Here is a 22650-nt window from a genome sequence, read left to right as displayed (position 1 = left end):
AGAATAGGGGCAGTTCTAGATTGCGAGGCGGAGATCTAACTCAATCGGCTTTGGCATGGCTAAGTGATAGCCTTGATACATATCGAAGCCTAAGCTTTGCATTGCTGCGAGCTGTTGTTCGGTTTCGATACCTTCGATTACGGTCTTAGCACCAATTTGATTAGCAAGGCTAAGAACCAATTCCATCTCGCTTGTGTCGCCTTGTTCAAAATCTAACATGACAGAGCGATCTATCTTGATGATATGAGGATTAATATGACGAACGCGCTGTTCTGTTGACGCTTGTGTTCCAAAATCATCAACAGCAATTTGAAAGCCGTTCTCTGCGAGAGAGTGAGCAGCATCTTTCAAGCGTTCTTCACTTTCTGCATTCAGTTCTACCAGCTCCATGACGATTTGTTCGCATGAAAGGTTAAGTTCATGCAGGCGTTTAGCCAACAGGCTGTCACTGACTTTTTCTGCGGCAAACAGCTCACCAACGTTTGGAAGAACGTTTAGGAAGAGGTGTAAATGACGAATATTCGATTGCGCGAAGTTACGGATATGGATAGCGCGACTCAGCCTTTCTACATTGATCTTGTCAGTGCACAAGGTATCGTCGGAATGGAAGAAGTGATCAGGACGAACAACATCCCCTTTGCTATTCGAAATACGAACCAAAGCCTCAACGCCTATCTGAGTCATTGAACTGTCAAATATAGGTTGATAGACACTTCTAAGTGTTAAGTCTTGATATTTCGCAATAAACTGCATATCGGCATCCACAGATATACAGCTAATAAATTCACTTCTGTCTGATAAAATCATAGTCGCTAATAAAGGTGTTTATTTAATGACGAAAATATACGTCATGGCTGTCACAATATTGACAGGTGTAAGTAAATTGTCAATTAATAAAAATTCATTTGTAGGGTCAATATTTAAATAAATATAATTAACGAAAAATCAGCATGATAAATGACATTAGCCATTAAATTTACTTATCATTCACTATATTTGATAGTTGCACTGAATTTAATGGCTAAGTAACGTCTCTCATATTAACCCCAGCCAATATAAGGCTAGAATGCTGATACACCAGAGAAAAGTAGGGTTAAAGGCTTAGATTGTGGGGGAATGTCAAAGTTACAAAACAGAGAGACTAAGCGAGTTACATAGAAATGGTATCTATCTCTCAAAATCGAGACGGCAAGTACAACAACTATTAATAATTAAAACAGAAGGTTCGAATAATTAATGAACAGGGAATGAGTTGTCTTTTATAAAATATTGGGATGAAGGTCTAACAATTTACTTTCAATATTGAATGAAAAAGTTGACCCGTATTATCACTGCCATTGAAGTACCGCATAAAGTTGCAGGTATTTACGAACCAATTGTTGATTTCCTGACCGTTTGAGTGGGTGGCTGAATTTAATAAAGCAAGGGCTGATTCTGAAATTGTTATTTAAATCGGAAGCGAATTGAGAATCACTCTCTCTTAGGGTGATGCCCTGCTGGCTGTATTCCGTTATCTCGTCTGGGAGTTCTCCCATCCACCAATGTAACAACTCACTACTGTTTTTACTTCGGCTTATCCAATGGTCGGAGACAATGATCAAAACGTCATTTGGCTGAATGGCAAATCCATACTCTTGCTGCCAGTTATGAATGTCTAGCATCAACTTTTTACGACAGGTTTTTCCTGCACTCACCATATGATGGCTGATCATCCAAACGGTACCTATTTCAGAAGAGATTCGGAAGTGTCGAGGGTTTTCACCAGAAGAGAGCATTTCGAGTGGGCTGATGTTGCTTGCATGGTTAAAGCTAACAAAGGTGTGTTCCATTCGTCGGGCAAAGGCTTTGCCGATGTGATGCTCACTGATTCCTTGATTGTGTACCGTAGGGTAGTGGCGTTCACATAGCTTTAGGCAATCATCTTGAAATTGATTGACGCTTTTAATCACTAGATCTAATAACAATGAAGTCCCTTATACACAGTTACTATCTTATTGATGGGCAATAGTACGGTAATTGAGGTTCCATTACCTATCGCCAAAGTGCGAGTTCTTGATCCCTCTATCAAAATTAGCTATTGCCGAGCGATTTTATGGATAGCACTGGCACTTCAATGGTCTGTATTCTAAATTATGAGGAATTCTAATTAGTTAGAAGGATTATGCTTAGTTAGCAAAGTTACTGGTGGCTAGCTTAATCTTAGTCAGCTAATCACAATTGATCTACTTACTCTTTATTTGGAAACATTCATGACCATTCAATTAGATTCGAAGCAAAAGTCTGAGCTTACCCATGCCCTTCAAAAGTACCTGCAAGATGAACTCGATGTAGAACTCGGTCAGTTCGACACAGAATTTTTGGTCGATTTCATCAGCAAAAAGTTTGGCGCTGTTTATTACAACAATGGGATAGAAGATGCTCAGAAAGTCATGGAACGAAAAATGTTGGATATCTCAGATGAGCTCTATGAAATTGAACAAATCGTTGAAATATAGACACAGCAAGCGATTGTTCGACAAAGAAATTTGTCAATAAAGCAACTTGTTCAAAAATTTTGAATAACTTGTTTAATTTGAAATGATGTAACTAATGTAAAGCTTGGTAAATAATATGTTACACAAACTTAGTGTAGGGTACGCTTTTCAAAATTACACGACTCGTCAACATTCGGAACAGATGCATGGACAACAACGTTAAAAATTACAATCCCTTAGCAAGAGCAATGCATTGGATTTCAGCACTCGCAATATTTGGCTTATTTGGTGTAGGCCTATGGATGGTTGATCTTTCATACTACAGCGAGTGGTACAAAACAGCACCAGACTACCACCGTTCGGTAGGCATTCTTTTGGCTACAGTTACTGTTCTCCGCTTTCTTTGGAAACTAGTTACCGCGTCACCTAAGGTGGAAGGTAAAAGCTATGAAGTTGCAGCAGCGAAGATCGCTCACGGCTTTATGTACATCAACTTAGCAGTTTTATTTGTTTCAGGTTATTTGATTTCGACATCAGATGGCCGCGGGATCGAGGTTTTCAATTGGTTCACTGTACCAAGTATGGGTGAACTGTTTGCAAACCAATCTGATCTCGCAGGTACGGTTCACTACTATGCTGCATGGGTACTGATCATTATGGCATCAGTGCACGCCTTAGCGGCGATAAAACACCACGTTATCGACAAAGACGATACGCTACGAAAAATGATAGGAGCTTCAAAATGAAAAAGTCAATTATCGCTACAGGATTAGCATTTGCTATGGCAATGCCTTTCGCTGCGAACGCCGCTGATTACGTGATTGATACAAAAGGTGCGCATGCTTCAGTTAACTTTAAAGTTAGCCACCTAGGTTACAGCTTTATCCAAGGTCGTTTTAACACATTCTCAGGTGATTTCTCATTTGATGAAAGCAACGTTGAAGCGTCTAAAATAAACGTAACGGTTGATACTACAAGTCTTGACTCAAACCACGCAGAACGTGATAAGCACATCCGTAGCGGTGATTTCATCGATGCAAGCAAGTTTTCTGATGCTACATTCAACAGCACGAAAGTGGTTGATAAAGGTGACGGCAAACTTGAAGTAATGGGTGACCTTAAACTTCATGGCGTAACTAAGCCTATCGTTATCGAAGCTGAATTCATTGGTGCTGGTCAAGACCCATGGGGCGGTGAGCGTGCTGGTTTCGTTGGTACAACTCGTCTAGAGCTTGCTGACTTCAACATTCCAGTAATGGGCGCTTCAAGCTATGTAGACATGGATCTGCACGTTGAAGGTGTAAAGAAATAATCTAGCCTTCAATATTCGCTGACAGGTATCAACATTTTTTAGAAACATCAAAAGTTTGGTCGATACTAAAGAGGTCAGCAGCTAGTTAGCTAGTTGGTAAGTAGCAAAACAGCTAGAAATAGAGAAAGGCGCAAAGTTTTCACTTTGCGCCTTTTTTATTGAGGTAAATGGCCACGCGTTTAGGTCTGTTTTGTGTCAAACCTTTTACTGCGTCTTAAGCCACCATTTACTTCTGCCAGTCAACGTTGCCATGACTGAGTTATCTAATTGAATTACTAATCCCTAATAGTTCAACTTACGATTAGTTAAGCCGTTTCTAGTTCAGCCTTTGGAACCACGTTTAGTCGGTCACCGTAAATTGGACGTAGTGCTTGCATCACTTCAATGCGAGTTAACACACCGACCATTACGCCATTTTCTAACACTGGCAGCATATGTGGTTGGCTTACTTTCATCGCTTTTGCACGCTCTTCTAGAGAAAGAGAAGTCAGGCGAGTGGCGTAGCCCATGCTTGTAGTAGGGTAAAGTTGCTCTTTGTCGATACATAGGAATTCAGCAACATCGACCAACTTATCACTAGCAGAGATAGCGACTACGTCACGGCTCATTAGGTCTACCACTTTCTGGCCTTTAGTCGGAATGTAGTCTTGGCACCAAAGGTCAACCATTACGTCATGAACAGAGAAGATACCCACTAGACGACCTTCAACATCGCAAACAGGAGCGCTAACAAGTTGAGCGTCTAGAAGAGAGTCAATCGCGACTGATGTAGGCATTTCTACGCTCAGTGTAATTGGTTGAGTGTTCATGATTTGCTTGATAGTCGTTGCTGTGTTCATAGTGATTTCCTTAACTGACGTAATTTCTGTTGTTTGTGTAATTGCTGTAATTTTTGCTGCTTTCAGCTGCGGGCGACGGTAAATGCTCCAATTGGCTAAGCCGACCAATACTGAACCACCTACAATGTTGCCGATTGTCACTGGTATTAAGTTTGCGGTGACAAATTTCATGATGTTTAGGTCTGCGTATTGGGCTGGTGTCGCGCCAATTTGCATCCAAAAACTCTCTGGTGCGAATGTTTGAATCGTGATGCCTAGTGGAACCATGAACATATTCGCCACACAGTGCTCAAAGCCTGAGCTAACGAACATTGCAACGGGTAATACGGTCATCATTGCTTTGGTCATGGCGTTCGCAGAGCTGAACGTTAACCAAATCGCTAAACACACCAATAAGTTACAAAGCACACCCAAAGCAAAAGCTTGAACAGGGCTGTGGTGTAGCTTGTGTTGAGCAATGTTCAGAGCGTTTAAGCCCCATTGACCGCCATCCAGTTGATATAAGCCTGCTGCGCTTACCAAAGCCAATAGGAACATGGCTCCAATAAAGTTACCGACGTAGACCTTGCCCCAGATAGACAACATCTTGGTGAAGGTTATCTGCTTGTTAGCCCATGAAATGCTTGATAACACTGAACTGGTAAACAGCTCGCCACCGCAAATCACAATCAGGATTAACCCCATACTGAATGCAAGACCGCCGGCTAAACGACTCAATCCCCATCCAGCATCAGCGCTACCCGTGGTCACCGTGATGTAGAATAAAAAAGCAAGCCCGATGAATGCGCCAGCCATGATTGCCAAACTCAATGTCATGCTGCTGGTTTTATTTGCTTTGCTTAATGCAAACTTCTCGGCTTCCGCCATCATTTCTGTTGGCGAGAACAGTTGCTGATTTTCAGAAGTGCTGGTTGCCATATCCCCCCCTTGAACAATCCGTCATGTGTAATTCCTAGTGTTAATGACTTAGTTAATCCGTAATGTTTTGCAGGGCTCGTTTGTGTCCTGCCATTCCAGATTAGGGGGTAGAGGGGTAGAGGTAAAATTGATAATTTTTAGAAACCACATCAAATTTATTGATATAGATTGGGTTACGCGTAGAATGAAATTGATTGCTCATCGGCTTAAGAAAAAACGAGCAACAGGACACAAGTTATTAAAAGAATTAAGGATGAATTTTGCGTTATTCATTAAAGCAACTCGCGGTATTTGATGCAGTGGCAGATTCCGGGAGTGTAAGTCAAGCAGCAGACAGATTGGCGTTGACTCAATCGGCGACAAGTATGTCTCTTGCACAGTTGGAAAAAATGCTCGGCAGGCCTTTGTTTGAAAGGCAGGGCAAGCAAATGGCCCTTACTCATTGGGGTATGTGGCTAAGGCCTAAAGCGAAGCGTTTACTGCAAGATGCGCAGCAAATTGAGATGGGTTTTTATGAGCAGCACTTACTAAGTGGAGAGCTCAAACTCGGTGCAAGCCAAACACCAGCGGAACACCTTGTTCCTGACCTCATCAGTATTATTGATAACGACTTTCCTGAGATGCGAATCTCGCTCGGCGTACAAAGTACCGATGCGGTTATTGATGGCGTATTAGATTATCAATATGACTTGGGTGTTATCGAAGGTCGTTGTGATGACAACCGAGTTCACCAAGAAGTGTGGTGTACTGACCATTTAACGGTGGTTGCATCGGCTCATCACCCGTTTGCCAAGCGTGAACGAGTAAGCTTGGCGCAATTAGAACAAGCAAAATGGGTATTACGTGAACATGGTTCGGGTACTCGCAAAGTTTTTGATAGCTCTATTCATCATTTAATTGGTGATCTTGATGTTTGGCGAGAGTATGAACACGTTCCTGTTTTAAGAAGTTTGGTTGCAAACGGCCCATATTTAACGTGTTTACCTTATCTCGATGTCGAACAGTTTGTTGAGTCTGGCCAACTGGTCACGTTAAATGTCCCTGAGCTTGAAATGGAAAGAACACTGTCTTTTATCTGGCGTGCTGATATGGCTGAGAACCCACTTGCTGAGTGTATTAAGCGAGAAGGTAAGCGCATGATGAAAGGCAAACCGTCGGTTCTGTAGCGATAAATTGATAAAAGACTAATAACTATTTATGTTGAACAAGCGATTCCGGTCTCCATCTGGTGATAAATGCATGTTCGCATACATTATTAATGTGATCGCGATCGGCTAAAAAAGGGTGTTCTTCCCATAATATGCTTACTTGATTTTAAGTGAGGCTAAATCCGGTTGCGATAAATTACGTAATTAGGCTTTAGAAATAGTATGAGTACATTAGTCGCGATTTCATTAACAACAGGTATTTTGTCAGGTCTATGGGGATGGATTGCTATCTCTTTCGGCTTATTGTCATGGGCAGGTTTCTTAGGTTGCACCAGTTATTTTGCTTCGCCAACCGGCGGCGCTAAAGGACTAGCCGGTAGCTTATTGACCAACATGACAGGCGTATTCTGGGCAATGGTGATTATCGAAAGCTCAACCTTCGCAGGGTTAGAGATTTTAGGCTATATGATTACCGCTATTGTGGCTTTCTTTATGTGTATCCAAGCGAAACAAGCGTGGCTAGGTTATATCCCAGGAACCTTCATTGGTTGTTGTGCGACGTTTGCTGCAGGTGGCGATTGGCAACTTGTAGTACCATCTTTACTGCTTGGTGGTGTATTTGGATACTTGATGAAAGCAACGGGGCTATGGCTTCACGAGAAATCGACTCAATCTTCGGAAGTGGTTGAACAACACACTAAGCAAGCTAAGGCCTAATTAATACGTTAAGCCGTAGTTTAGTGACTGTAAACTCTTGCAAGATAACCCCCAATTAATTTGTATATCGATTTATACAGGCACACCACTTGGTGTGCCTTTTTTGGTTCTTGGTTAAGCCAATCAGTCAAAAAATTCATCTGCAGAAGAACCAATAGCATCTATCAATTAATTAAAGCGCTTAGGTGTTGCCGTTTGCCATGGTGATGACACGTTTTAGCGTCCACCTTAATAACAAGGGAATACAGTCTTGTCCTTGATTCTCACAATGAGACACGATCGCTAAAGCCAGATCTGGTTTTGCGTGTTTCTTAAGAACTTTAGCCACGACTTTTTTCGCTGGGATAGGGTGATCGTAAGGAATCTTAACCATGTCTCTGAAAAAGTTCTCAAACCCATTCATATACAAGTAGTGCTCGATGTCCCTATCAGGCAGTTCTGTGAGGCGATGTCGCTCTTGATCGTTCCCAAGTTTAGATAGCACTGTTGCCGCATATTTTTTGCCTGCTGCATCACCATCGGTGACGACATGCCAATCGATGCCAAACTCTTGCGCGACTTTGATTAATGCCTTTAGTCCTGATTGAGCGAACTCAATAATCTGAACGCCTTCCGCAGCAAGGTTATACCCACATTGGTTGGCTAGCTCGTTAAACAACCAAACTTCAGTCTCACCTTCTACCAATAACCAACAGCGAGCATACAGAGCACCTGAACGATGGAAACGAATATGAAAACCAATTCGACGAAGCTCATCTTTGCTAAAGTGGTTCATGTTGAGTTGGTTAGCGATGGTTTTATCGGACTGACGCACCAAACGACGAATCGATTGAAGTGGTACAGCAGCAAGTAGATCGCCACTGTTGGTGGTAAGGATTTTTTGCATGGGTAACTTCTGCATTAAGCTCCAAGCCCTTGCTAGGTGCGTTGGGTGCAGTCGACCTTCTGGATCTTCAAGGATCAAAAGAGGGCGCGCACATCGTCTTAAGTCAGTCGGCCCTTTGGCCTGTAGATATGCGTTAAGTAACCCCATGAATAACAGCCGAGTTTGCTTATTCTTGGTCTCCTCGACCAATTGATGAATGCTCTTGTCGTTCGCGCCAGCGGAGTACAGTAGCCCGTCACGCGGTTTTCTCGGATTCTTACGTGAGACACTCTTAAACGAGAAGTAGTGTTCTATTAAGCTTTGCATTGACTCAAGACTACTGCGCATTTCACCTTTATTAACATGTCCGGGTATCGCCATAAGACGGCGGCAGGTGTTGTCGATGCGCTTTTCTATTCTTGCCTGACGGCCATTGCTATTGCCGTTGCCATTGCTGCCATTTCCATTCGAGCTATGACCATTGGTCGTGTGATTATGTCCGTTCCCATGTCCGTTATTTGGGTTGTTGTTCCCATTTCCGTTTGCATTGTTAGCGTGACCGTTATTAGCGTGAACATTAGTCGGCAGGTGAGCATTGTGGTTGAGTGAATTTCCGTTGAAAGGGCGATCAAAGTGCCTTGCGTCTCGTAAACGGATCACAGGATGTAAGGTCATTAATTCTTGAGCGAGCTTTTCTGAGTGATGAAGTTTGAGCGGATCACCGTCTAAACCCAAAAATGCGTAGTTTGTGGTCGTTTCATACTGTTCTAATGTGGCACTGATTCGGTAATAGATACGATAGATGCCAAACTCATCTTGAACCCAAATAGGTTTGAGCTTGCGATAACGACCAGCGTTGAGTTCGCTCTTGTCATTGGCTTTTAATGCGAGAACAATTTGAAGATGTTGAGACTGTGGATGTGAAACCGAGTAATCGACATGAAAATCAGTCATTTCGAAGTGATATGGCACACCGTCAGAGGGAAGAACGACGGAAAGGGCATCCAATAATGAAGACTTACCCCAAGTATTTTCACCAATCAGCGTGGTTAGCTCATCAAACGCGAGTGACATGCGCTTAATACCTCGAAAGCCAGAAATCTCGATTCTTTCTAGTTGCATAGGCTTACTCCTAACGGAAGGCTCTGCTAATTGTTTGAAAGCTAACAGATATGTTTAATCATAATCGAAAAATACCAATCCGGTATGCTCACCTGTCACAAAACCCGTTGTTTATTTATACGGATCGAAACGAGATTTTTGATCTATCTCGAGTATTTTTTTGCAGTGCAGTTTCATAAAATTCACGATTCTGTCATGATTCTCGACCTAGTATGAAGGGACAAAGAGAGAAGAAAATATGACTAAAAAGAATAAGCCGACAAAAATAGTGTTGGCACACATCAACGACACCCACTCATACTTTGAACCAACCTCATTACAGCTATCACTTAAAATGAACAACCACATCATTGAACCTTATGTCAGTGCTGGTGGCTTTGCTCGAATCTCAACACGTTTCAAACAAATAGAACAAGATGCCCATCGACAAAAGGTTGGAACCTTGTTTTTACACGCCGGAGACTGCTTCCAGGGCACTTTGTACTTTTCTTTGCTCAAAGGAAAAGCGAACGCCGACCTTTTAAATGCTCTGAATATAGATGCTATGACGCTCGGCAATCATGAGCTAGACATGGGTAATGAGCCCGTTGCGATTTTCGCGAAAAGAATCAAATTCCCGCTGTTGGCCGGTAACTGGAATCTATCGAATGAGGATATCAATAAAACTCATACCTTAGCGGACAACGAAATTGTTAAGCCTTATCTGACTGAAACGCGAAGTGCTTCTTTTATAACGAAAGAGTTTGATGGCGAGAAGGTAGCCATATTCGGCTTAAGCATCGACAAGATGGCAGGCATTGCTAATCCAGATATCGATACACCATTTGAAAATGCTTTAGAAACAGCAAAAGCGACCATTGAGCAGATTCATAAAGCTGGCATCAACAAGATTGTGTTACTTAGCCATCTTGGTTACGAAGCTGATTTAGAGTTAGCAGCCAACGTAACAGGTATTGGTGTCATTGTTGGTGGTCATAGTCATCGCTTACAAGGTGATTTCTCTGATATTGGCTTAGTTAAAGATGATGATTACGGCGTGAAAGTCGGTGACACCTATGTTGTGCAAGCGGGTTTCCACGCAATGAGCCTCGGACACTGCGAAATCGAGTTCGATGCTGAAGGCAAAGTGACTCACTTTAACGGTAAGAACGAACTGCTGTTAGGCCGTCGACTGTTTATAGACGCGAAACTGAGTGAAGTAGGACAAGATGACGCCCACGATATGGCGTGTGAGTTCTTAAACAACCACCAGAATATTGCGGTATGTAAAAAAGATCCGGAACTTCAGAGCATTCTTACGGATAAATATCAGCCGAGAGTTCGAAAGCTTCAGCAACAAGTTATTGCTCATGCAGATACAAAACTGCGCCACATACGCATCCCGGACGAGAAAGGCCCGAGCCAACTAGCGCCCTTAGTTGCTCAATCATTTCACTACCTAATGAACAAAAAAGGGCATCAAGTTGAATTTGCCATTCACAACGCAGGTGGTGTTAGAAATTCACTGAATAGCGGCGACGTCTCTGTTGCCGATATTGCCGGAAAACTACTACCGTTTGCCGTACCCATTGGTGTGTATGAAGTAAAAGGTGAAACGATCGCAGGCATGCTTGAAGGTTCAATCAACAATGCTTTGGATAATGGCGTTGTAGGGACAGGTTCAGGCAGTTTCCCTTATACGCATAACCTGAGGTTCTGTTATCACAAAGAAGCGCCTCTAGGGCATAGGATTCACCATTTAGAAATTCACTCTGAAGCATTGGGCTGGCAGGCTGTTTCTCGTGACCGTGTCTATCGAGGCGCGTCGTCAGCCTACACCATGAAAGGAAAAGAGGGCTATAACGCAGTCCTAGATATGATAGGTGATGGCGTGGTTACGACCGACTCAATGGCAGACTGTTTCATCGAGTTTCTGCAAGACCACCCAGAGTCGCTTCAACACAACGAACCGCTGAATTGTTTGGAGTGTTTTAGATAGCCACAGTTAATACTTGTGATTGGTGTTATTAGTTTTACCTATTTATAAATTTGGCATTGTTTATGCTTTATTCCTGCAGGTTGCCTTCTTGTGGAGATAAGCATGGATAAGAAAGATTGGTTAGATGCGGTAGCGGTGGTTGGTTGGGTATCGGTTTGGTCTGCGTTAGTGTACTTGGTACCCGCTGCAGGTTTATAATGTAGCGTGCCTTGAAGTGAACTGTCAGACAAAGCGCGTACCAGACTCGTTCGTTATTCGCATCATTGAGTAACGGATTTGTATCATGAGTAACGGTAGTAGGGGTTAATCCTCTCAGTAGTATTCTCAGAATCAATACGAATGTCGTTTTGACAAGCCTATAGAAATAAATGAGGAGCGTTTTGCTCCTTTTTTATTTATTTCCGAAAATTTTTCTAGACGAAACAAAGATAGAGGAATATTATCCACGCGTTTGGGGAGTAGTTAGCGCAAGTTTACATATCGTCATCTCGTTAGGCCAAGAGTCTATCCGGTATGTAAAGGTGAAATCCCATATTTCACTTCAACGAGACCAACGCAATCACAATCAAGATCCGTCGTGGAACTTGATAGTTTTGTTTGCGGAAGGTCTTTGTACAGTTCTTCCGCCCGGAGGAATAATGAACTCAACTCAATCTCTATTATCTACAAATAGTGAATCCTTTTTTTCATCGCCAATCATGACGACTTATGCGGGCTTTTTCCTGCTGACAGTCATTCTCGTCTCTATTGACATCTATCAGACTCGTGGTGGTAGTGTAACCATCAAGAAAGCGGCAATTTGGAGCGTTTTCTGGTTTGTGCTCGCGTTTTTATTTGCTGGTTCCATTTACCTTTTTTGGGACATCTATGCGCCAAATAGTGAATACACAGCCCAAAAAGCAACCGTGTCATTTATTACCGGTTACTTGCTAGAAAAATCATTGAGCGTAGACAACTTGTTTGTTTTCGCGATGATCTTTGCTCAATACCAAGTTCCTGAGCATCTAAGACCTCGTGCGCTTCTTTGGGGCGTAATTGGTGCATTGGTGCTTCGCGCAATTATGATCGCATTAGGTGCTCAGCTATTGGCTGAATACCACTGGGTGCTTTATGTATTTGCTGCGTTCCTAATTGGTACGGGTATTAAACTGGCGCTAGACAAGGGCGAAGAGGAGAGTGTGAATACGCTACCTGAGAAGTTACTTCGTAAAGTGATGCCTGTGACAGAAGACTTCCATGGTCCCGCGTTGATGATCAAGCAAGGCACTAAATGGGTACTCACGCCAATGATGTTGGTGATTGGTGCCATTGCGGTTATGGATGTCATGTTTGCACTGGATTCTATTCCTGCAATTTTCGCCGTTACGCGAGAGCCATTCTTAGTACTGGCTGCAAACGTATTTGCATTGCTTGGCCTTCGTTCTTTGTACTTTGTTCTGCAAGGCATGATGGATAAGTTCATCTACTTGAAGCCTGCACTGGCATTCATCATGGTGTTCATTGGTGTGAAAATGCTATTGGTTGACAGTGAGTGGGCTATCCCAACGTATTGGTCGTTAGCTGTTCTAATTTCTACTATGACGATTGCGGTTATAGCGTCGATTTATGCGAAGAAGCCAGACATTAAACAAGTAAATTAAAACAAAAATAACTTATCGAAAACTCGATAATAATTAGGTGGTCAATGAAGCTTGAAATTTATTTATGTAAATTTTTTGTGACATTGGCCGCTGTTGTTTGAGGGTTATTTGTACTAAATGCATGATTTAGGCACTGCTGTGAATTTTTACTCATCAAGCGTGAATATGTATTTCGAGGTGTTGTTAATGATTTGTTTTATTAGAAAAACTAATCTGAATTTCTAATTTTAGTCATTTTTTAACCTGCAAAAGATCACCTATTATTCTTGTCATCAGAACGAACCACATAAACAAATTTATAGAGAGGCAATCATGGCTCAAGCAATGCAAATGAATACTATCGCTGTTCCTAACTCTATGGATAAGAAGACCTACTCGGTTAACATCAAAGGATTGATTGCACACATTTTCGATATTCTTTTCGTAGACAACTCTCCACGTAGTTACTACGCAAGCGACCTATCTGGTCACATGCAACGCGATATCGGTATCAACCGTTAATCTCTGCGTTAACATGTAAAAATATAGAATTTTAAAAAACGCCAGCTTCTAAAGCTGGCGTTTTTGTATCTGAAATAAGCTGTGCATCTGAAATAAACTACACATCTGAAATAAACCCAGCACCTGAAAGAAACTCATCACCTGAAAGAAATACTTAGGCATAACGGTCTTTGTTTGAGCGCCAGTAAATTCGCTTTGTACAAGGATCTCGGTATGTCACACGCCACACGCAATTCATCATTGATTAAACTTTGTTTATTTGCCTTACCGATCGGCGCCTATTCCTCTGTGTCGTTTGCACAAACCTGGAGTAACGAAGGCCAGCCTGCTCAGGTTATTGAGCTGTTTACCTCTGAAGGTTGTTCTAGTTGTCCGCCTGCTGACACGTACCTTAGTACTTTTGCAGATCATCCAAAACTTTGGACCGAGGTCATACCGCTTGCTTATCACGTAGACTACTGGGATTACTTAGGCTGGGGAGACAAGTTCGCCAGCAAGGCATTCAGTCAGAAGCAACGTTTGTACAAAGCTTATGGGGTAACAAGTGGCGTCTATACACCGGGCTTCGTTGTCAATGGAAAAGAGTGGCGTGGTTACTTTAATTGGCTAGACAGAACGTTGCCTTCGCTCCAACAACAAACTAATCCCAAATTAACAGTGCACCATGAAGGCGATACGTTCAGTGTGAGTTACGAAAGCAAAGGGGATTATGTCGCTCATATTGCCTTGTTGGCGATGAACGAAGTCACCAGCGTTAAAGCGGGCGAGAACAGAGGTAAGAAACTTGAGAACGATTTTGTCGTGGTTTACGATGGCTACCAACGTGGTGAGTCTGAATGGCAATTCAATATCGACTTCTCCCCGTTAGTTGCCACACCTGACGCAGTAGCCGTGTGGTTAACAGAGCCTAACTCGTATGCTCCAGAGCAAACGGTAGCGGGGTGGCTTAACTAAATTTGCGATAACTTGATATCTGGATGTGTTTTAGAGGGGCTTAATCGCTGAAACACGGGAGAAAGGGGCGATTTAGTTACGTAATACTGCTGAAATACGTTAATATAGCGCGCTATTATTTTAGCTTTGAGTTCCTGCAATTAATGACTAACACCACAACACCAACCAACTTCTCTGATCTTGGCTTAATCTCTCCTTTGATGGCTCGCTTAACCGAGCTTGAATACCAACAGCCAACGCCTATCCAAGCGCAAGTTATTCCAAGTGTGTTAGCAGGACGCGACCTAATTGCAGGTGCAAATACGGGTTCAGGTAAAACCGCAGCATTTGCACTTCCACTGTTACAGCAGATCCATGAAGATGCACCTTTAGACCGTCGTTCGGGCAAAGGTAACTTTGTGTCTGGTCTTATCTTAGTTCCTACTCGTGAGCTTGCTAAGCAAGTGGCCGATAGCGTTAAGTCTTACGCAGTGCATTTCAACGGTGCAATCAAAACCGTTTGTGTCTTCGGTGGTGTGTCGGTGAACACTCAGATGCAAGCGCTACGTGGTGGCACAGATATCTTGGTGGCAACACCGGGTCGTTTGCTGGATCTGATCTCAAGCAACGCTATCAAGCTAGATAAAGTAAAAACGTTAGTGCTTGATGAAGCTGACCGAATGTTAAGCCTTGGTTTTACAGAAGAACTAGACGCGATCTTGAAACTTCTGCCAAGCAAAAAACAAACCTTGTTGTTCTCTGCGACTTTCCCCGAGCAAGTTAAAACGCTGACTCACGAACTACTGAATGATCCAATTGAAGTTCAACTTCAAAGTGCCAATGCGAGCACTCTGGTTCAGCGTGTATTCGAAGTAGAAAAAGGTCGTAAGACCGCATTGCTAGCGCACCTGATTCAACAACACGAGTGGCGCCAAGCACTGATCTTCGTAAACGCGAAAAACAGCTGTGAGCACCTTGCAGACAAGCTATACAAGCGCGGTATCATCGCAGAAGTATTCCACGGCGATAAAGGGCAGGGTTCGCGTACTCGTATTCTTGAAGACTTCAAATCTGGCGAGATTGACGTTCTTATCGCGACAGATATCGCGGCACGTGGTCTGGATATCGAAAAGCTACCAGTAGTAATCAACTTTGACCTACCGCGTAGCCCGTCAGACTACATGCATCGTATTGGCCGAAGTGGTCGTGCGGGTGAGGTTGGTCTAGCGCTATCTTTGATCGATCACGAAGATTACCATCACTTCACAATCATTGAGAAGAAGAACAAAATCCGTCTTGAGCGTGAGCAAATTGAAGGTTTTGAAGTGGATGAAGAAGCTACGGCTGAACTTGTTGCTGCATTAAAACCCGTTGCGCCACCGGCTGGTACAGGCAAGAAGAAAAAGAAGAAAGCACCTAAAAACCAAGATGTTTGGTTGAGAAACAACTGATATTGAATCAGTAAAAATAGAATTTCTAAAGGCGCTTAATTGCGCCTTTTTTGTGTCTGCTAGATAAAGAGATGTAATTGGCGAATGAACAACTGAACTTATGTTTAAAGTGAAGGCACATTAGTTCGTAGGACGACGTCCTCTATAAGAGATTCAGTGATTTCACGCTTTGCTCATAACCTATTCGGGTTTTGAGCAACTGGGTAATGGCGTGAAGACCTCGATTAAACAAGTAATACTGGCAGCTTCACTCTTCATGGTTATTCACCCCGCTGCGATAGGTGCAGACTTTAAGGTTAAAGGGCTAAACAAAACTCTCACTGAAAATGTAGAGTTATACTTAGAACCTTTGGTTGATGTCCCAGCTTCCCAGCTATCCCATACTAAGTTATTGAAACGGGTTCAAGACGCGCTCAACCCTTATGGTTACTATCATTCTCAGATAGATATCGAACTTGATGACAGTGATAACCTCACCTTGAACGTCGATTCTGGCCCTGTCATGTACATTGCAGAATCGGTTGTAAAAGTCACAGGTGAAGCGAGTAAAGATGAAGAGTTCATCAAAATACTCACGCAAAGTAAGTTAGATTCAGGCTCACCATTATCTCACCAAGAATACGACCAAACTAAACGAGCGATTTTCTCTATGGCAAAGCGTAAAGGCTATTTTGACGGTAGGTTTGTCGAGTCTAAGATTGAAGTGATTCCTAGCGAAAACATCGCCAACATTCACCTGCATTTTTCTAGTGGCCCACGCTATAAGTTTGGCGCTATCAGCATTCCTGATGATGGTGTTGAAGCTACTCGTATCGATAAAATTCCAACATTCAAGCAAGGTGACGAATTTGACACCATCAAGTTGGGTGAGCTGCAGTCTGACTTGTTTGAAACTCAGTGGTTTCGCAGCGTTGTTGTGCACGGTGACTTAAACCACCTTGATGACAATCTAGAAGTGCCAATCGAAATCATTGCTGATCCAAGCTCTCGCAACATTGTGCAGGTGGGTGGGGGTTATTCTACCGATCTCGGTTTAAGAGCGTCTTTAAACTGGTCCAAGCCTTGGTATAACCGAAGAGGACACAGCTTTGAAACACAGACGTATTTGTCTGAACAAGAGCAATCACTGCAGCTAGGGTACAAAATCCCAACAGAGAAAGTGACGACCGATTACTTTGGTATTCAGTTTGAATCGAAACGAATTGATCATCGAGACACCAATAGTTTTTCAAACGATCTTAAGTTTGAACGTTACTGGCAACTAGACAGTGATTGGCAAAGCACTATTTATGTCAAATATTTGCACGAACAGTATCGTCAGGCGTCTGAGGAAGATCAATCGCAATTATTGTTACCAGGCCTCAGTTTTTCTCAGATTGATCGTAAAAATGATCAATTGGAACTTAGTCATCGACACATCTACTCTGTTGAGTATTCTGACCCTAGTCTGTTCTCTGATTCAAGGTTGTTGCGGCTGGAAGGAAACAGCGTGCTTTCGTGGGACATTAGCGAAAGCCAGAAGCTCCATTTCCGTTCAAACGTTGGCATTAACATAGCTAAATCGTTGTCGGATGTACCATCGTCATTGCGTTACTTTGCTGGTGGCGATGGGAACTTACGAGGCTATGGCTATGAATCGATTTCTCCGAAAGATGAGAACGGTGAATTAACAGGCGCGCGTTACATGCTAACGGCAGGGCTTGAATATCAACATCAGGTTTATCGGTCAATTTGGATGGGCGCGTTTCTCGATGTTGGTGATGCGTTTGATGACGAAGCGGATTGGAAGCGCGGCACAGGCCTTAGCCTGATTTGGAACTCACAATTTGTGCCTATAAAACTCGATTTTGCTTACGGTTTAGATGCCCCTGAAGGTGATGAGTTTCGTATTCATTTTTCCTTGGGCACTCAGTTCTAATATTTGTACGTTGTTTAAGCGCTCACGAGGATGCGATCCATTGAATGGGATTCAAGTAAATCGACAGAGCGTAATAACCTTTGTGCTCTAGCAAACACAAAGGTAAAAACAATGAAAAAGGTACGATTCGGTGTATTTGGTAATATGGGCCCTGAAGCAGATGCTTTGTTCCAAGATATCGTCGCCAAGAAAGAAATTGAACACGGCGCGCTTAAAGACCAAGACCACATGGCCATGATTGTGGTTAAAAATTCAGATATCCCAGATCGCTCTGAAGCAATAAACGAAGGCGGTATCGACCCTGTCCCAGAGTTGATTGAATCAGCGTGCATTTTAGAACACGCCAATGTTCAATTTGGCGTTATGACCTGCAACACCGCCCATTACTTCAGACCTGAAGTTCAAAAACATACCAATGTTTATATCGTCGATATGCTTCAAACCACGGTTGATCAAATCAAAGAGCAGAACCCTGAATCCATTGTCGGTATTTTGTGCACCAACGGTACATACAACTCGGGAATCTATGATCGCTACCTAACAGACGCCAATCTTGTATTCGCTAAACCAGATGCTTTTGAGCAAGAGCATAATGTTCATAGCGCTATCTATGGCGAAGTCACGGGTGAGATGACCGCATGTGGGCAAGCAATCCGAGAAACCAACGGCATTAAAGCAGGCGAGTTTGACCGTAATGCGGCACTTCTTGCTGTTGCGGTTCAAAGCATCGTAGAGAAGGGCGTTGATACGGTCATTCTGGGGTGCACTGAACTTCCTCTGGTTAGAAAGCAGCTTGAAACTGCATTTCCAGCACTTACTTTTATTGACCCAATGGAAGCTGTTGCAGAACGTGTCGTTGATATCTATCGATTAGCAGAGCAGTATGTTGAACGTGACCATCTTGATTACGACATTAACGATGTCGATTCGATTTATACAACGTTAGATATGGTGAACTACGTAGCCAAGAGAGCGATGACCTACCGCCTGTAAGCTCCGATACGTCTATTTGAAACATGAGAAAGCCGCGAATTACGCGGCTTTTTTGCATTTGGACTGGTGAGAACTCGAAGCTCGGCACTTAAAGCTCAAACTCGCCATTCATTTTTTGAAACAACCAATCCGGCAATTTATTCCATGAACTGTAATCAGGGTTCTTAGTCTGTTTTTGTTCCCCTGAAACCCAAGTAGTCTCGCCTGATTGGGCTCGCGATACAGTCCAGAACAAATCCTCTTTCTGACGTGTTAAGTAGTGTGTCACTTGCTTCGCAAACTCTTCACTCTCAATCAACACACCAAACTCAACGTTGAGAAAGTCTGATCTTGGGTCGAAGTTGGATGAGCCTATATAAGTAACACGCTCATCTAGAATTACAGTCTTATTGTGATAATAGGTATCAACATGAAAGTAATGGTCGTCGTTTATCGCATCGCTTTTGTATTCTAAAATATTAACCCCTTTGTCCAACAAAGTTTGACGATGTTGTTCGTAGTAGGCGGGTATAAACCCAGAGTCATTCGACGCCGAAGAGTTTGTGATTAATGTCACTTGAGCTTGTTGTTCGGTCAATGCATCAATAAACACAAACTGCTGGTCACTTGGTACCACGTATGGGGTTGAAATCATAGCCTTAGAAGGTGTCGGTACTTTTTGCTTCATTAAGTGCTCTGTACGCTGACGAAAGTAGGGCTTGTTGTCATTTAGCTTCTCTAATGAATCGAATAAAGGCGTTACCGATGCTTTAATAAACCTTGGTTCGCTTAGGCGATGTATCTGTTGCTCGACATCGAAAGTGATCGGCTTTTTATTCTTCTCACCTTTATTTATTGCCTTGGTAAACGCTTTGTATTGGTCTTGTTCTTTGACTTTGATTCGCTCTTGAATTGGCACTACATATTGGCTGTCCCAAAGCGCTTGGTAATTGTTGTCGAAAGACGCGATTACGTCACCTCGAAACAAAACGTCCATATCAAAGAAGTTGGCATTCTCGCTATAGCCAAAGTAATCATTGCCGATATTTCTTCCACCTAAAATCATCGAGTGATGATCAACATTGAAGTACTTCTCGTGAAGCCGATTATCCAGTTGTTTTTGGTGAGTCGAGAAGTTAAAGGCGCGACCAATCCAGCCCGCTTTACGTGACTCAAAAGGATTGAATAGTCGAATCTCAATATTGGGGTGTGAGTCCAATTCCGCTAGCCATTTATCATTAAATACCAGTAGGTCATCTAAGGTCAGTCGGACATGAACCTCGCGATCCGCCGCTTGCTTTAGCTCGTTTAGAAGCATCAAACCAAGTGTGTCACGCTCCCAAGAGAAGTAGGTCATATCAACTGAGTGTTGTGCTTGGCGAACAAGCTCGATACGACGTGCGAAGGCTTCTGGCGCAGTCGGGATCAGGTACACTTCTGCTTGGTGTTCCGTACTTTGCCAATTTGCTTCGAAGTCAGGTTCAACATCGGGATAAGGTTGGGCACACCCTGTGACTAAAGCAATTAACATCATTGTGCATGTTGTTTTTAGTTTGCTAAGTGTCATAAATAACCTGCGTTTGAAAGTAAATTTTGGATATAAAAACAGCCAGCGAGCTGGCCGATAAAGTAGGAGGGGTGTTGAGTCTGTTTAGTTTAGGTACCACTGCCAAGGCATAAGACCTTGATCTTCTAAACCGTTTAAGCGACCTTCACGAAGCTTTGGATCAACACCTGGGTTTGTAGCATAGTCCCAGTCATAGGTTGTGCTAGCGCTAAAGCCTTGAGATTCGATAACTAATACATTGTCGGCAGAGTCGCTGTACTGGTAGTTAATGAATAATTCTTCGCTAAACCATAGGCGTGACATTTCGCTCATCAACGCCTTCTCACTGCTTGTCGGGTGAATCTCACTACCGTCAAAACGTACAGCTTTGTTAAACATAAATGGCAGTTCTGAACCGTTACATGCACCGCTGATGCAACCGATCGTTTTGAATAGATCAATGATTGACAGTTGGTCGTATTCGCCCGTTTCTTCATTTAGACCTGTTTTAAAGTTCCACATGTTGAAGCTTGGTTTGTGCTCAAAGTGGTATAGCGTTGCTTCTACTTCGTTGTTTGCTGCCATATAACGAGCTGGGCCATTGAACAAGGTGTCATTTAGCAGGGTTTTAAATTGTTTCATGTTGTCAAGAGCACCACCTATGTCAGCTTCTGAGTTAGGGTAGAAATCAGTTAGAGCCAGAATATCTTGGGTTTGTTGATGGCTAGTGATCTCAACAATGTCAACCAAGCAACCTACGGTACCCGTAATATCGTTGGTATCAATGCATCCAGTCATTTCAAGTAGATCACCTTCTAGCTTGGCACCATAAAATAAGCCCGTTACTGCGCTGTAAGCACTGCTTGGCAATACAAGGTCTGCTGAAACTTCATCGCTTGCTTGCTCAGATAGTTTTTGCTGCAGAAGAACGATATTGTTTTCATCTTCTAACCAGTTAACCATAGCTAGAGCTAGCTTTGCTGGATCTTCATTAGTAAGCAGTTCAGGTTCATCATTTGTTAATAACTCGATGACTGTCGGAATTAAGAACGTAGTAGTAAAGAGCATGCCAAAGCTGTTCGCTTCATGTGCATTTTGACCTAGGACAGTTGGTACTGAGAAGCCTGCTTGCATTGGTGATTTTGCTGATTCGCTACAGCTACCAAGGAGACTCGTTTTTTCACACAATATGTATGGAGCAAAAGGCATCAGGTTTGACATTGGAGTCTCATCTGCGGTTGGGCTCAGAATTGGGATTTGCAAAGAACCTAACAACCAATTTTTTAGCTGTTCAATACCATTCAAAGCTGTCTCTTGCGACTCCATGATCTCGTCGGCCGAAGTGTCTACATCAAAGTTATTGTTGCGGCTCTTAGCCACGTCATAGCTAGGATATTCAAAACCATACGGGTTACTTTGCATGATGGCACGTTGGAAATATTGACCTGCGATCTCTTCATCTTGCTGCAAGAAACCAATAGACATGGCACCTGAGCCTTGACCGATAACGGTTACGTTTTGAGCATTACCACCGAAGTCAGCGATATTGTTATGTACCCACTCCAAAGCGCGCTTCTGGTCACCTAGGCCATAGTTGCCATCTTTGTTCGCGCCTTTAATCCATTGAGTACCTAATTGACCAAGACGGTAGTTTAAGCTTACATAGATGAAAGGCTTACCATCGTCGCTTCCTTGAGCAACCACGGTATCACCGTGCACAAGTGCTTCTGCACCAGAGCCGTATTCAAAGTCACCACCGTGGATGAATACATAAACCGGTAGGTCTGCATCAGCATCTACGCCTACCGGGCGCCAAATGTTCAGGTTCAAACAGTCTTCAGATTGTGTCTGTGAAATGGTTTTTAATTGTGGGCAAGCATCACCAAACGAAGTGGCATCGACGATGCCTGCTGAGTTCAGCAGCTCAGTAACTTCTACAGGGGTACTGTGCTCAAAACGTTCAGTATCCGCAAAGCGAATACCTTTAAAGATTTCAACAGAAGCCAGCTTGTCATCTTCAGAATTAGAAGACACAACAAGTTCTTGTTTGGTCGCTTTGATCATCACTTCGCCGATTTGCGCAGTAAACTGTTCAGCAGGTGCCGGTACTAAAGGCTCTGGTTTGTTTGGCATAGGAACAGTAGGTTCTGTATCACTACCACAAGCAGCGAGTAACATTGAGATAGTCACAGCAGGAATTAATTGTTTGTTGAGTTTCATTGTTACGTCCACAGTTATTTGTTGTTACCAAACCAGCAATTCCGTGCGCTATCGTCGACCGTTGTCGTGCTTGGATGTATGTAATTTTCTTATGGG

General features: G+C 43.0%; 18 protein-coding genes. 12 read left to right on the top strand and 6 right to left on the bottom strand.

What is annotated here, in order from left to right; translation table 11 throughout:
- Window positions 1-15: 15 nt before the first annotated feature.
- Window positions 16-753 (bottom strand): EAL domain-containing protein, encoded by a 738-nt coding sequence (locus AC3CHU_RS23545; protein ID WP_081279982.1) that lies wholly within the window; start codon window positions 751-753, stop codon window positions 16-18.
- Between the two features lie 575 nt (window positions 754-1328).
- The gene (locus AC3CHU_RS23540; RefSeq protein ID WP_054546903.1) at window positions 1329-1964 is read right to left on the bottom strand and encodes a hypothetical protein; all 636 of its coding nucleotides are present in this window, start codon (window positions 1962-1964) and stop codon (window positions 1329-1331) included.
- Window positions 1965-2249: 285 nt separating this feature from the next.
- Here AC3CHU_RS23540 and AC3CHU_RS23535 point away from each other — a divergent pair, with 285 nt between their 5' ends.
- The 3 genes from AC3CHU_RS23535 (at window position 2250) to AC3CHU_RS23525 (ending at window position 3786) form a co-directional block, all read left to right on the top strand.
- On the top strand, window positions 2250-2495 hold the full coding sequence (locus AC3CHU_RS23535) for a DUF2164 domain-containing protein (protein WP_488525816.1): 246 nt from the start codon (window positions 2250-2252) through the stop codon (window positions 2493-2495).
- A 185-nt stretch (window positions 2496-2680) separates the two neighbouring features.
- A complete protein-coding gene (locus AC3CHU_RS23530; protein ID WP_488525815.1) occupies window positions 2681-3220 on the top strand; it encodes a cytochrome b in 540 nt (179 codons plus the stop codon).
- Window positions 3217-3786, top strand: a complete 570-nt coding sequence (locus AC3CHU_RS23525; protein WP_114635371.1) for a YceI family protein — start codon at window positions 3217-3219, stop codon at window positions 3784-3786. The genes AC3CHU_RS23530 and AC3CHU_RS23525 overlap by 4 nt, the downstream gene beginning before the upstream one ends.
- Before the next feature lie 305 nt (window positions 3787-4091).
- Here the strand turns inward: AC3CHU_RS23525 and focA are convergent, their stop codons facing one another.
- The gene (focA, locus tag AC3CHU_RS23520; RefSeq protein WP_054546901.1) at window positions 4092-5543 is read right to left on the bottom strand and encodes a formate transporter FocA; all 1452 of its coding nucleotides are present in this window, start codon (window positions 5541-5543) and stop codon (window positions 4092-4094) included.
- A gap of 260 nt (window positions 5544-5803) precedes the next feature.
- On the opposite strand from focA, the gene AC3CHU_RS23515 reads away from it, so the two are divergent.
- Together AC3CHU_RS23515 and AC3CHU_RS23510 are read left to right on the top strand one after the other, a co-directional pair.
- Entirely contained in the window at window positions 5804-6709 is a 906-nt protein-coding gene (locus AC3CHU_RS23515; RefSeq protein WP_009845304.1) for a LysR substrate-binding domain-containing protein, read from the top strand.
- Between the two features lie 204 nt (window positions 6710-6913).
- Complete coding sequence (locus AC3CHU_RS23510) at window positions 6914-7408, top strand: DUF1097 domain-containing protein (protein WP_146455691.1); 495 nt, start codon at window positions 6914-6916, stop codon at window positions 7406-7408.
- 181 nt (window positions 7409-7589) lie between these two features.
- Here the strand turns inward: AC3CHU_RS23510 and AC3CHU_RS23505 are convergent, their stop codons facing one another.
- On the bottom strand, window positions 7590-9395 hold the full coding sequence (locus tag AC3CHU_RS23505) for an ATP-dependent endonuclease (RefSeq protein ID WP_488525814.1): 1806 nt from the start codon (window positions 9393-9395) through the stop codon (window positions 7590-7592).
- 238 nt (window positions 9396-9633) lie between these two features.
- Between AC3CHU_RS23505 and AC3CHU_RS23500 the strand changes: the two genes are divergently transcribed.
- From AC3CHU_RS23500 to AC3CHU_RS23470, 7 genes are all read left to right on the top strand, one after another.
- The gene (locus tag AC3CHU_RS23500) at window positions 9634-11373 is read left to right on the top strand and encodes a bifunctional metallophosphatase/5'-nucleotidase (RefSeq protein ID WP_488525813.1); all 1740 of its coding nucleotides are present in this window, start codon (window positions 9634-9636) and stop codon (window positions 11371-11373) included.
- A gap of 638 nt (window positions 11374-12011) precedes the next feature.
- Entirely contained in the window at window positions 12012-13013 is a 1002-nt protein-coding gene (locus tag AC3CHU_RS23495) for a TerC/Alx family metal homeostasis membrane protein (protein ID WP_488525812.1), read from the top strand.
- Between the two features lie 312 nt (window positions 13014-13325).
- On the top strand, window positions 13326-13514 hold the full coding sequence (locus AC3CHU_RS23490) for a hypothetical protein (protein WP_017079198.1): 189 nt from the start codon (window positions 13326-13328) through the stop codon (window positions 13512-13514).
- 213 nt (window positions 13515-13727) lie between these two features.
- Window positions 13728-14468, top strand: coding sequence for a DUF1223 domain-containing protein (locus AC3CHU_RS23485; RefSeq protein WP_488525811.1), 741 nt, complete (start codon window positions 13728-13730; stop codon window positions 14466-14468).
- 143 nt (window positions 14469-14611) lie between these two features.
- A complete protein-coding gene (locus tag AC3CHU_RS23480; protein WP_479307707.1) occupies window positions 14612-15898 on the top strand; it encodes a DEAD/DEAH box helicase in 1287 nt (428 codons plus the stop codon).
- A gap of 199 nt (window positions 15899-16097) precedes the next feature.
- On the top strand, window positions 16098-17816 hold the full coding sequence (locus tag AC3CHU_RS23475) for an autotransporter assembly complex protein TamA (RefSeq protein WP_488526331.1): 1719 nt from the start codon (window positions 16098-16100) through the stop codon (window positions 17814-17816).
- A 111-nt stretch (window positions 17817-17927) separates the two neighbouring features.
- Window positions 17928-18809, top strand: coding sequence for an aspartate/glutamate racemase family protein (locus tag AC3CHU_RS23470; protein ID WP_488525810.1), 882 nt, complete (start codon window positions 17928-17930; stop codon window positions 18807-18809).
- Between the two features lie 88 nt (window positions 18810-18897).
- On the opposite strand, the gene AC3CHU_RS23465 is transcribed toward AC3CHU_RS23470, so the two are convergent.
- A complete protein-coding gene (locus AC3CHU_RS23465) occupies window positions 18898-20355 on the bottom strand; it encodes a phospholipase D family protein (RefSeq protein ID WP_488519149.1) in 1458 nt (485 codons plus the stop codon).
- Between the two features lie 84 nt (window positions 20356-20439).
- Entirely contained in the window at window positions 20440-22554 is a 2115-nt protein-coding gene (locus AC3CHU_RS23460; RefSeq protein ID WP_488525809.1) for a carboxylesterase family protein, read from the bottom strand.
- Window positions 22555-22650 lie beyond the last annotated feature (96 nt).

The sequence above is a fragment of the Vibrio sp. QJM3NY_39 genome (genome assembly GCF_057785895.1).
This window is presented reverse-complemented; position numbering and strand designations above follow the sequence as displayed.